Genomic DNA, 12,122 nt, shown 5'->3' on the forward strand with positions numbered 1-12,122 from the left:
CTTTCCCCTCCCGGTCGTTTCTTGACTTCCGGCGGCGCACAGCTTTTCCACCTGTTCATGTCCAAGTGTATTCATAGTCGTCCCAAAATATCACTTCTCCCATGGCTTCTCCTTTTGCGCAAATGTGTCAAAGTATGGCATCATAGAGAGAGTACTTTATTATCAGGCGACAGGAGAACATGATCATGGCATTAGACGGCATAGTAACCAGAGCGATCGTGCACGAGCTTCAATCCTTTATCGGTGCACGTATCGGCAAAATATATCAACCCAGTACACACGATCTAATCTTCATCCTCCGTGGCTCCGGGGGTGGCGGTAAGCTGCTGCTCTCTGCCAATCCTACTTATCCGCGGGTTCATCTGACCGACAGAAACAGCATTAATCCGGCGGAAGCGCCGATGTTCTGCATGCTGATGCGCAAACACTGTGAAGGCGGAACCATCGAGAGCATCAGTCAAGTTGGGTTGGAGCGCATCATTCATATCCAGGTAAGGACCCGGGATGAGCTCGGAGATGTATCGGCCAAAAAAATCATCATCGAGCTGATGGGCCGGCACAGCAATATCATTCTTACCGATCTTGCAACAGGCACCATTATCGACGGTATTCATCACGTTACTCCGACAATCAGCAGCTACCGGAATGTTATGCCCGGTATCGCCTATATTGAGCCGCCGCAGCAGCATAAGCTGAATCCTTTGGTAATCGGCCAAGAGGCATTTATAAGTCTCGCAGCAGCTGCTGAGCAGGATGCGCTGACAGCTGGCTCCGGTGAAGAGCAGGAGCCAGAAGAGATGATTGAGGGTGAGCTCGCTGACCTCTTGAAGTCGCTGGAGGAGCCCAAGGCGGACGGCTCCGGCGGTCCAGCGCCTTCAGCCGACCCTATCCAATGGATCGTGCATGCCTTCAGCGGCATCAGTCCGCTAATTGCCGGAGAGATTGTGCGGCAGAGCGGTGTAACCGGACCTGCTTCAGCAGCCGACTCCGCAGGTAGTACATCTGTCGTTTCACCCGAGTCGGATGAACATTGGACGGAAGAGATGACGTCATTATGGAGATCTTTTGACAAAGTGCTTGCGCCGGTACGGGTAGACAGCTTTTCCCCGATGTCAGGAGCAAACGCCAAAGGCAAACCCGTCTTCTCGGCCATCGCACTTACACTTGAGGATGAGCATGTGAAGCATTACAGCTCCATCAGCGCTTGCCTGGAGGATTATTACGGAGATAAAGCCGAGCGAGATACAGTGAAGCAGCGGGTTAGTGACCTGATCCGTTTCCTGAGCAATGAACGGAGCAAAAACGTCAAGAAGCTAGCCAATCTGCAAAAAGACCTGGATGAAGCCCAGGACGCCGATCAATTCCGGATCTGGGGTGAGCTGCTGTTCGCTTCATTACATGCTGTCTCCAAAGGCGACAAGCAAGCTACACTTGTGAATTATTACGATGAGGACCAGGCGGAAATCACCATCCCGCTAGATCCGCTGCTCACTCCTTCAGACAATGCACAGCGGTATTTCAAGAAATACAACAAATACAAGAACAGCCTGCTGGTGATCAACGAACAGCTGCTCAAAACCCATGAGGAAATTGCTTACATGGAAACACTACTGCAGCAACTGGCCCATGCTTCATTGAATGACATCGAGGAAATCCGCGATGAGCTAGTGGGTCAGGGCTACCTGCGTGACCGCAGCAAAAAGGGTAAAAAGAAGAAAAAAGCCACCCGCCCTACCCTGCAGGTGTTCACTTCTTCGGAAGGCGTGGAAATCTATGTCGGTAAAAACAATCTTCAAAACGAATATGTCACCAACCGTCTGGCTTCGGCCAATGATACCTGGCTGCACACCAAGGACATTCCCGGCTCTCATGTGGTGATCCGCAGCGAGTCGTTTGGAGATGCTACGCTTGAGGAAGCCGCACAACTGGCTGCTTATTTCAGCCAAGCCAAACAATCAAGCAGTGTCCCTGTGGATTGTACACTCATCCGTCATGTCCGCAAGCCCAGCGGGGCTAAGCCCGGCTTCGTGATCTACGATCATCAAAAGACCCTATTCGTCACTCCTGATGAGGAACGGATCAAGAGTCTGCCGAATACGCTCAAGAATTAAGGCATACTACGCATTGCTGCTGTAACTCTGGACTGCATTCTTAAACATAAAGAACCACCAGCCAAAAGACAGATGTCCTTGGCTGGTGGTTCTTTATATATCACGAAAGCGGGAATGGCACGAAGGGAGTCGCTAAGAACGGCATTTTTGCCGTTGCTTTGCTCAGTCGGCATATTCCAGACCACGGACCACTTCCCATGCGCAATTCAGCTTCACTTTACCTAAAATCCGGATGACTCACCCTTCAGCCGCTCCAGCACCGCGACCGGCACCGAAACGCTGCCAATCTCTCCATGAAACACAACCCCTTGGCGCGCACCGTGGAAATCCGAACCGCCAGTGACCAGGAGTCCGTATTCTTCAGCGAGCGCGAGGTAACGTTCTTCATCGGCAGGGCCGTGATCTGAATGGTAAACCTCAATGCCGCGCAGCGCACTGCGTTCAATAATACCACGGACCAGCTCATCATCCCCGTAGATTCCTGGATGGGCAAGTACCGCTGCTCCGCCTGCTTCGGCAATCCAGTCGCATGCCAGCTCCGGTGTGATGCGCGGCGGTGACACATAAGCCGCTGCGCCTTCAGCCAGATACTTGTCGAACGCATCACGCATATCCGAAGCCGCCCCGAGACGCACCAATGCGTCGGCAATATGCGGACGGCCCACGCTCTCGTCGGGCTTCAGCTCCCGTCCTATGCCTGCGGTAACTTGATCTAGCGTAATGTCGATGCCCAGTCCCTGCAGCTTCGCAATGATCGCCTCATTCCGCTGCGCGCGGGTATCTCTTTGCTCTGCAAGCCTGGACAGAAACAGTTCCTGCTCTGTATCCATGAAATAGCCCAGCACATGAATCTCTTTCCCGCCGGCTCGCGTACTGATTTCGACTCCGGGAACAACGGTAATGCCGCATTTCCGCCCGGCCTCAAGAGCTTCAGCGACTCCGGCCACCGTATCGTGATCTGTAATTGCTACTGCCGCCAGCCCTTTTTCATAGGCCAATCTTACATTCTCAGCCGGAGGCTGCATTCCGTCCGAAGATAATGTATGGGTATGCAGATCGGCTCTGCCTGAGAACCCGCTGCCCGTCTGTTCTTTTAATTGGTTGTTCCTATGCTCCTGCCCCATTATCCTACCTGCCCTTCAAGTCTATTGGCTCCTTGCTGATTCCCATTCCTCACGAAGAATCCCCATCTTAATGGCATCGTAGTACTCACCTCGCACAATCCGCGCCTTGCGTACCCGCGCCTCTTCGATCATGCCGCATTTCGCGGCCAACCCCATCATCCGGACATTGCCCGACCATGTGCCTATTCCAAGCCGGACCGTATCCATGGCCTCAAAAAGATATTCCATCCACATCCGGAATGCCTCGGTCCCATATCCGCCTGACCAAAAACGCGAATCAAACAGAACAATTCCGATTTCAAACCAGTTCGTCTCCTTCGACACCCAATATCTGCCTACCGTTCCTTTGAGTTCGCCGTCAATATCAATCACCAGACGGCTGCGGGGCTCGTCGGTATATACCAGAGCCAAGGTCTCGGTAAATTTTGACGCGAACGTTTCGTAGCTTTCCCATTCCTGCATCCCGTAAGGACCATTCCAGAGCAGATGCTCCCTGTCCTCGGCTTCATATTCATAATAATAAATGGTGCGGATGTCCTCTTCCGTCAGATCCCTCAGCGTAACTTTTTCTCCCTGCAGTACAATGGCCATACGTATCCTCCGCTCGATAATTTCAGCATATTGATTCCCATAATACCCCAAATATGCGGATGAGCGTATATACAAATTGATTATACTGTTTACTGATCTCCTGCATGGTCACGCAAAAACGTCAGAAACGTCACCGCCGAAATAGGCAGCAGCGTCGATTTGAGATGGATCGCATAAAACTGTCTTTTAAACGAAGCATCCGTAATGTTGACAATCTTCAGTAATCCCAGCGCCACTTCATGTTTAACCGAGGAGGTAGAAATAATGGTGAGTCCGAGCCCTGCTTCCACCGCCGATTTCACGGCTCCTGTACTTCCCAGCTCCATCACCACTCGCATCGCCCCCGGATCCAGTCCCTTGGCCAGCAATTGTTCTTCCATAACCCGGCGGGTCCCTGAGCCCTGTTCACGTAGCACAAACGGATGCTGCAGCGCTTCCGCAAGCGTAACTTCATCTTTCTCCGCCAGCGGGTGCACCCGGGGTACGATCAGCTTCAGCTCATCCCCCATAACCGGTTCAATGACCATATCCGGATGGGAGACCGGCGCCTCGATCAGGCCGAAATTCAGCTGATGCTTGTGAATCTCCTCCAGCAGCTGAGAGGTATTCATTACCTTCATCATAATGGAAATGTGAGGGTAGGCTTTGCCAAACGGACCCAAAAGGCGCGGCAGCACGTACTCTCCAATGGTCAGGCTTGCTCCCAGCAGCAGACGTCCCTCCAGCATATGGGTAAACGCCGACATCGCCTGGTCCGTCTCCCGCATCAGCTGAATGCTGCGCAGCGCGAACGGCAGCAGCGTGCGGCCGGCCTCCGAGAGGATTATTTTTTTACTGGAACGGTCGAAGAGCTTGGCTCCGAAGTAATCCTCCAGCGCCTGAACCTGCATAGTCACTGCGGGCTGTGTCATGTGAAGCGTCTGTGCCGCGGCAGAGAAACTTCCTCTCTCGGAAACGGTATAAAAAATATGCAGCTGATGAAAATTCATGCTCAGGACTCCTTCTATTATAAAAAACTCAAGTGGAAACGGCTTCGCCGCCCTTTTAAGGGACGGAATCCGTTTCAGCGAGAAATATAAGGATGATTTATAGCGTGAAACATATAAATTCTTATATTTTCAAAAAAAACATGCAGCCTTCCGCCGCATGCCTTCTCTGTAACTGTGCGCTCGTTATCTGCGTCTGCGGCGCTTCTTCACCAGTTTTATGCGGCGGGAATGGCGCAGCCATGAAAAGTAGGCTCTCAGATCCCGCAGCTGGGGAGTCGATGAAATATTGCCGAGAAACGTAACCACAATCATCACATACAGCGGATCTCCGGAGATCGTGGTGGCCCCTTCCAGTTCCTTGAACTGAACCACCATTGATGTGTCATTGTCGATCAAATAAGCGTGATATTCTTTCTGTGAATACGGCCTTACCCGGTTCTGCTTCACGCATTGCCATATCCACGCGCCAATATCCACGTCCTTGCCGTCTTCCTTACTGATCCGGTCTGTATAACGGCTTTTCGCATGCGGTGTTATAACAATATCGGCCACACTGTATTCATTCAGCATGATGTGAAAGGGCTCGTACACCCCCCACGTTTCCATCCCCTTGACATGCATAATCATCACACTCCACTGAAAGGGTCTTGGCATGCTCTTATTGTTGTCAATATTACCGCATTGACGTTTGTTGTTCAAGCATATCACCCTTACAGTCTATAGTGCCCAAGGTTCAGCAGGTTTTACTTACAGAGCGATCCCTGTCATCGACATAGCTGCTGCCTTTGATCATTTTGCATTTTTTCTTGAGTCTTGCCGCCTCCCCGGAGAGGTCTTCGATGGAATCGAATGGACGGTAACGGTTAGTAACAACGGCTATTGAGATCGAAACCAGCGGAATTTCTTCCACCACGCCTGATCGGCCCTCGGTCAGCACGTAATGCTGTGCTAAATGACCTGGATGATAAAACCCTTGCATCACCTTATCAAATTCCTCCATAATGGTCCGGCAATATTCCTCGTAATGATAATCATCAATGAAAATAATAAAGTCATCCCCGCCGATATGACCCAAAAACCCTTCCAGCCGCAAGGTGCAATGCTTGAGAATCTCCGCGGTGGCCTGTATCATCCGGTCGCCTTCCTTAAACCCGTAAGTATCGTTATACGCCTTGAAATGATCCAGATCTATGTACAGAACACTGAACTGCTCCTGCAGCAGCGATTTCACCATCCACTCATTTATGCTCAGATTCCCCGGCAGACCGGTCAGTGGGTTCAAAAAGCTCGCGGCCACCGCCTGGATCTCGGCAAAATTAAGCAGCAAATCCCTTACGCTTACCGCTCCAAATAGTGCCCCTTCATGGGTGACCAGCACGTAATCATAGAGATGCTCTTCACTTCTGTCCATCGCCAGCCGGCTGACCTCGGTAATCGGTGTTTTGTAATCTACAACCAGCGGTGAACCGTCCATGATCAGTCCGACGGAGCGGCCCATATACAGGGTGAAGCCATAGAGTGTACCGATCTGCTGGTAAAAGCGAATCCTCATGATCAATGCGACCGCTTGCCCGCCCTCCGTCACTGCCACACCCTGGAGCTGAGGATTGCTCTTAAAGATATGGTCTACATACGCGCATTTCTGGTGAGGGGAGATCTCTGGAATTTGTTCAGCAATTTCACCGATCTGAAGAAACATGCTTATAGCCTCCTCTAACTGGAACTTGTGGGGAATCCGCTGGAAAAGCACCCCGCACCGGCCGGTGTCCGGGCCTGCCAAGCGCATAGCCTTGTCCGAATTCAATGCCGGCCATTTGCAAATACAGCAGTTCTTCTTCCGTTTCGATACCTTCAGCAATGACCCGGGTAGCGGATCGATAGGCATATTCACTGATTAGCTCCAATAGCTCCTGCTGCTCCCGGTTGCCGTGGATGCCACGGATCAGGGATTTGTCCAGCTTGATGAACTCCGGCTTCAGATAGACCAGTGTCTTGAGGCTGTTATAACCGGAGCCGGCATCGTCCACAGCAATTCGGAAGCCCTGCTCACGGTAATGTGACAGCACTTTCTCGAATCCTACATAATCCTGGACTGCCTGCCGCTCGGTTAATTCAAATACAACCCGCTCCGGGGAGAGATTCAGCTCCTGCAGGAGACTGAGCGTTTCACCGCTTTTATGCCGGACATCGTTCAAGACTCCCGGGTGTACGTTGATAAATACAAGCGTGTCGGTCTTTGCTCCTCCTTCCGGCAGCCGTTCCATATAACGCGATAGCGAAATCCGCCGGCAATAGTGCTCGAATCTGAACATCTGATCCGTACGGCCGGCAAATTCATAGAAATGCTCCGTGGTCGGAAATTGCGTAGAGTTGGGCGGCCTGTTCAGTACCTCATGACCCATCGTCAGCCCGCTTCTCAGCTGCAGAATCGGTTGGAAAAAGGTATCCAGCCGCCCATGATTCATAATATCCAACAGGGCCGACAGCCTTCTCAGCTCCTTCACCTCGTTATGCAGCCTGCCGTTGATGTGCTGAAGATACTGGGGAATTGCCGACAGTTTTTGGGTTATTGCCATTCGTTTCGTCATTAGGTCACCTGTTTGTTTTCTCTCGTGAATTTTGTCACTCTCTTCCCAGCATATAGCGGAAGTATTAAGCAGCGATAAAAAGTACAAGGCAAAACAGAGGCATTTCGACAATTCCCACGACCTCGTCCACAAAAAAACTGCCCTGATTTGGGCAGTCCAGGAATTAGATCCCGTTCATTCTGTTTACTGAACCAGACCAACCCCGCTCTTTTTTTGTTTCAGCATCCTGGCGATCAGACTGCCTATATGAGCACCCGCTTCCACTGGAGGTGTCCCGCCTTGATGAATATTGGAGATGACCATCCGATCCGAATCAGTCATTCCGGCACACGGTCTATAACAGAGATAGGCACTCATCGAATGGGAGGTAATCAGCCCCGGCCGTTCACCGATCAGGAGCACGATAGTCTCTGGATGGAGAATATCTCCAATGGTATTCATAATTCCCACCCGCCCATTCCTTACAAAAAAAGGAGTCCCTGCCTTCAGACCCTGCACCTGCAGCGAATCCAGGAGCGCTGGAATCAAATCACCCGCATTATGCTCAATGGCACCGGCACTGAGCCCGTCCGAGACCACAAGCTGCACTTGAGGGGAAGGAATACAACGCTGGATGAGCTGCTGTATGCTGTGATCCGGCAGGAGCCGGCCCAGATCCGGTCTCCTTAAATATAGCTCTTGGTCGACCGCTCCGGAATCCACCATGAAGAGCCCCAGCTCTGCAAGCAGGTCGGTGCTAACGCTGCCGTACACTGAATCAACTGCAGCCGCATGATCATATCGCAGCTTCAGCAGTTCACGGGTGGTCGGCCGCGTGCCCGCTCTGCCCGTGCCAATTCTGGCGGGCGTCGCCTGCTTCAGCTCCTGCATTCTGTCTTCATCGCGAAAGGGCATATTTTTTCCTCCTGAACGTTTGGTTAGCTATACTTTTTTTGAGACCATTCCACCTACATCAATCTCGTCGGGTCACCGGCAAGCGCGGTCAGCCGCCCGTCCTGCAGAATGCCCATGCTCTCTGCCCACGCCGCGAATTCAGCGCCGGGCTGCAAGCGCAGCAGTTCCCTGAGAGTAGCTATATCATGAAAGCTGGTTGACTGGTAATTCAACATACAGTCGTCCGCCATGGGCACCCCGATGATGAAATTCACCCCTGCGGCAGCCAGCAGGACAGCCAGATTATCCATATCATTCTGGTCTGCCCGCATATGGTTGGTGTAACAGACATCCACACCCATCGGCAGCCCCTGGATTTTACCCATGAAATGATCCTCCAGGCCTGCTCTTATCACCTGTTTGCTGTCATATAAATATTCCGGGCCTATGAACCCAACTACGGTATTCAGCATAAAGGGCTTGAAACGCTTCGCCAGCCCGTAGCAGCGGGACTCCAGCGTTACCTGGTCAATACCATGATGGGCCCCTGCAGACAGCTCGGAACCCTGGCCGGTTTCAAAATACCAGCGGTTCTCCCCCTTCGCCGTTCCCGACTCCTGAATCAGCTGATCAGCTTCCTCCAGCAGCCGCAGGTTAATGCCAAATGAATCATTGCCGCTCTGCGTACCCGCAAGACTCTGGAAGATCAGATCCGCTGGCGCGCCCTTTTCAATGGCTCTCATCTGGGTGGTGACATGGGCGAGCACACTATTTTGAGTCGGAATGTTCCAGCGATGGATGACCTCCATCGTCTCATGGAACAGCCGGAGGATGTTGTCGGTTGTATCGATGACCGGATTAATCCCAATCACCGTATCCCCAACACCGTAGCTCAGCGCTTCATAGATTGAAGCCTTCATGCCTTTAGGATCATCTGTCGGATGGTTGGGCTGTGCCCGGCTCCCCAGTCTTCCTCTGCCCCCAAGAACCGTATTGCAGCGGGTGATAACCTCGCACTTGGCGGCGGCTTGAATCAGATCCAGGTTGGACATGAGCTTTGCAGCCGCTGCTACCATCTCACTGTTCAATCCTTTGCTGATGTCCTGAACCCCGGCCGCGTCTTGGGACAGCAGCTGATCTCGAAGATCTCCCACCGTCCAGTGGCGAATGCGCTGATATCCCTGTTCATCTACGCCTTCTTCGATGACTCTTGAGATTTCATCCTCTTCTGGAGGGAGCATAGGGTGGCTGCGGATATCGGCCAGTGTCAGATCCGCAAGCAGCAGCTTGGCCGCTATCCGTTCTTTGGCATGCTCCGCTCCAAGTCCAGCCAGTATATCCCCTGACCTCTCCTCATTGGCTGCAGCGAACAGCTGCTTCAAATCGCGGAAGCCATAGCTCTCCCCTTGTAGCGAGATCGTCAATTTCATCGGCTTCAATCCCTTTCTTTGTTTTTTCCCTCATGAATGAAAAACAAGGGTTTTTACAGCTAGCGGAATATATCCTTCACCTACAGGCTCACCGATGTCCACATAATCCCCATGCCGGGCCGCAACCTGATCCAGGCATACACAAGGCAGGTTCCCGCCCGTTATCAGATGGATACAATTCCCCAGCGCTTTTGCGATATCATTCTCACAAATGATAACAGCCATTTCCAGCTGATAATGAAGAGCCGAGGCAGCTGCAGCTTCGGCAATCCGGCGGATCATCGGATAGGTGCAGACAGAGAGATGCGGAACAATTACTGCGAACTTGCACGCCTCTGTTCCTGCACCCCCATATTTTTGTTTCCCTTCCGCAAAAGCTTCTTTTACTCCGAGCTCTATCGCGGTTAGCTCTTCACCAAGCTGGTCATGCCATGTCACACGCACCAGAGGTAGGTTCCTCAGCGGGAGCAGCATCCGATCCGCGAACACGGTTGAGCCGCTTAGCATTGCCGTGTGGACTCCAGCCCCTATAACGGTAGCCCGTTGCGCTTCTGGCGCAGCCTGTAGTTTTACAGGATAACGGATTCCGGCGATACGCAAAGCCGAGGCCAGCAGCGGTCCGATATCTCCGAATCTGGCGGCTTCAGCGAGGTTTGGCGGTGACTCCTGCTCCATAAGCGCACCTACACCACCGGATATCCAGATCTCAGCAATCTCTGTTTCAGCGCGTACCTTTCTGCTGTCAGGATTTCCGTAGATGAGTGGATATTTGCTCCAGTCCACAGTCTCTTGAATCCCCTCCAGCAGCATTTCGCTCCATCGCTCAGCAAGTTGCCGGAGCCGGCCAATCTCAGCCACCTCTCCCTCCTGTAGCATCTTGAAACCCGCAGCCTTCAGCCATTGCAGGACAGAAGGGGAAATCCGTGTGATGCTCCCGTCCCTTTCCAGCATGATCAAACGGCCCCCGATATGGAAATTGAGCGTTCGAATACAGCTCCCGCCTTCGAAAAAAGCAGCATTGGCTGTCCCGCCACCGATATCCACATTGACTACCTGTCCCTTTACGTGCAGGGAACGGGCTTCTGCCCCAGATCCCCTGCCTGCCAGCACAGCTTCCAAATCCCCGCCCGCCTGTGCAACAACGAATTCTCCTGCACTTGCAGCAAGGCTATGCAATACCACATCCGCCTGCTGCTTAAACGCTGTTTCCCCGGTAATGATAACAGCACCCGTATGAATATCATCAGGCAAAAGACCTGCATTGCTATACTCGCTGGCTAGAATCCGCTCTAATTGCCCAAGATCTATCTGCGAATCTCCAATCAGCGGTGTTCGATGCATCCGGCTTTCATAGAACACATTTCGTTCGGTAATATGAAACTGCGGAAGGCTGGACAAGCCGGATTGCCGCTCTATTTTCAAACGGCTGAACACACATTTTGTCGTACTGGTTCCAATGTCAATGCCTGCGCTTGTGAGCCATTCTTCATTCTGCATGTTCCTTGGGTTCTCCCTCCTGCTTCATATCCCTCTCTGACTTTCAGATCTACCTGTTCCTATGTAAATTATGCAAAAAAGCAGATGCCGCCCTGGCACCTGCTCATTCTCAAAGATCAGAACCTACAATCCATAATAACGGGTCTTGTCCGGTCCGTTGCTGGTATATTCTGTCTTCAGTTCATTTCGGTAGGATCTTTCAATCTTGCGCACGTAGGAGAGTCTGCGGACGTTCTTCATGACTTCCTCGGCTCGTTCCGCGTTCACATACATCACGGCGTAATGCATCTTCCTGGATACATAATGCAAAGTCCCGTATTTCTCCAGATTCCGTGCCGCCTTAACGTCACTAACCCATACAATATATCCTGTTCGTTCCGCAAACATCAGCTATTCGCCTCACTTTCTGTTCCCCTGATCAGAAGCCTATCTATCCGCAGGAGCAGCTGCCGCCGCTGCCGCATCCTCCGCCTTTGGGAGACGGGTCATTGCTTGGAACCTTAATGCTCTCCGATACCGAATAAGCAATGGTTTCTGACATGGAATGAAGCATATCATCAAGGTTTTTCTCTGCCTGCTTGAAGCGGGCAACCTCTTCGAACTGCTCAAGCTCCTGCTCTACCGCTGTAACCTCATCCTTGGCTGAATGATAGTTAGGATGAAAATGTCCAAACCGCTGTGTCTCCTCAAACAGCTCCTTCTTCCCTTGCAGCCGCTTGACCATGGCCTGGATTTCCGGGCTGGCATCCACCCGTCCTTTCCAGTATAAGTAATCCGACACTTCGGCGGATTGATTAATCATATCACCTAATTCATAGGCGTATGTCAGCACTTCGGCCATATCGACCGTATTCAATTCCGCTACGCTCATGAACTTCAACTCGTTTCTGCGTTAATGTTCTACTGCATACCGTAGACT

12 protein-coding genes are annotated in these 12,122 nt (G+C 52.0%); 1 reads left to right on the top strand and 11 read right to left on the bottom strand.

Annotation, left to right across the window (positions count from 1 at the left end; genetic code table 11):
• Positions 1-185 precede the first annotated feature (185 nt).
• Complete coding sequence (locus tag A3844_RS02600) at positions 186-2,111, top strand: Rqc2 family fibronectin-binding protein (protein WP_074106509.1); 1,926 nt, start codon at positions 186-188, stop codon at positions 2,109-2,111.
• A 221-nt stretch (positions 2,112-2,332) separates the two neighbouring features.
• Here A3844_RS02600 and A3844_RS02605 read toward each other — a convergent pair whose 3' ends face one another.
• The 11 genes from A3844_RS02605 to A3844_RS02655 all read right to left on the bottom strand — a co-directional run bounded on the left by A3844_RS02605 (position 2,333) and on the right by A3844_RS02655 (position 12,074).
• Positions 2,333-3,235: a PHP domain-containing protein gene (locus A3844_RS02605; protein ID WP_074106510.1), complete on the bottom strand. Its 903-nt coding sequence runs from the start codon at positions 3,233-3,235 to the stop codon at positions 2,333-2,335.
• A 21-nt stretch (positions 3,236-3,256) separates the two neighbouring features.
• Positions 3,257-3,826 (bottom strand): GNAT family N-acetyltransferase, encoded by a 570-nt coding sequence (locus A3844_RS02610; protein ID WP_074106511.1) that lies wholly within the window; start codon positions 3,824-3,826, stop codon positions 3,257-3,259.
• Positions 3,827-3,915: 89 nt separating this feature from the next.
• The gene (locus A3844_RS02615) at positions 3,916-4,815 is read right to left on the bottom strand and encodes a LysR family transcriptional regulator (protein ID WP_074106512.1); all 900 of its coding nucleotides are present in this window, start codon (positions 4,813-4,815) and stop codon (positions 3,916-3,918) included.
• 183 nt (positions 4,816-4,998) lie between these two features.
• Complete coding sequence (locus A3844_RS02620) at positions 4,999-5,514, bottom strand: hypothetical protein (protein ID WP_305953388.1); 516 nt, start codon at positions 5,512-5,514, stop codon at positions 4,999-5,001.
• A gap of 34 nt (positions 5,515-5,548) precedes the next feature.
• Entirely contained in the window at positions 5,549-6,514 is a 966-nt protein-coding gene (locus tag A3844_RS02625; RefSeq protein WP_074088584.1) for a GGDEF domain-containing protein, read from the bottom strand.
• Positions 6,495-7,403, bottom strand: a complete 909-nt coding sequence (locus A3844_RS02630) for an EAL domain-containing protein (protein WP_074088583.1) — start codon at positions 7,401-7,403, stop codon at positions 6,495-6,497. The genes A3844_RS02625 and A3844_RS02630 overlap by 20 nt, the downstream gene beginning before the upstream one ends.
• Before the next feature lie 183 nt (positions 7,404-7,586).
• Complete coding sequence (eutC, locus tag A3844_RS02635) at positions 7,587-8,297, bottom strand: ethanolamine ammonia-lyase subunit EutC (RefSeq protein WP_074106513.1); 711 nt, start codon at positions 8,295-8,297, stop codon at positions 7,587-7,589.
• Positions 8,298-8,350: 53 nt separating this feature from the next.
• Positions 8,351-9,706, bottom strand: a complete 1,356-nt coding sequence (gene eutB, locus A3844_RS02640; RefSeq protein ID WP_074101667.1) for an ethanolamine ammonia-lyase subunit EutB — start codon at positions 9,704-9,706, stop codon at positions 8,351-8,353.
• A 30-nt stretch (positions 9,707-9,736) separates the two neighbouring features.
• Complete coding sequence (locus A3844_RS02645) at positions 9,737-11,203, bottom strand: ethanolamine ammonia-lyase reactivating factor EutA (RefSeq protein WP_074106514.1); 1,467 nt, start codon at positions 11,201-11,203, stop codon at positions 9,737-9,739.
• 123 nt (positions 11,204-11,326) lie between these two features.
• Positions 11,327-11,590 (bottom strand): YlbG family protein, encoded by a 264-nt coding sequence (locus A3844_RS02650; protein ID WP_074088579.1) that lies wholly within the window; start codon positions 11,588-11,590, stop codon positions 11,327-11,329.
• 43 nt (positions 11,591-11,633) lie between these two features.
• Entirely contained in the window at positions 11,634-12,074 is a 441-nt protein-coding gene (locus A3844_RS02655; protein WP_074106515.1) for a YlbF/YmcA family competence regulator, read from the bottom strand.
• Positions 12,075-12,122 lie beyond the last annotated feature (48 nt).

This window comes from Paenibacillus helianthi, from assembly GCF_001909055.1.
Lineage (GTDB): Bacteria > Bacillota > Bacilli > Paenibacillales > Paenibacillaceae > Paenibacillus_AQ > Paenibacillus_AQ helianthi.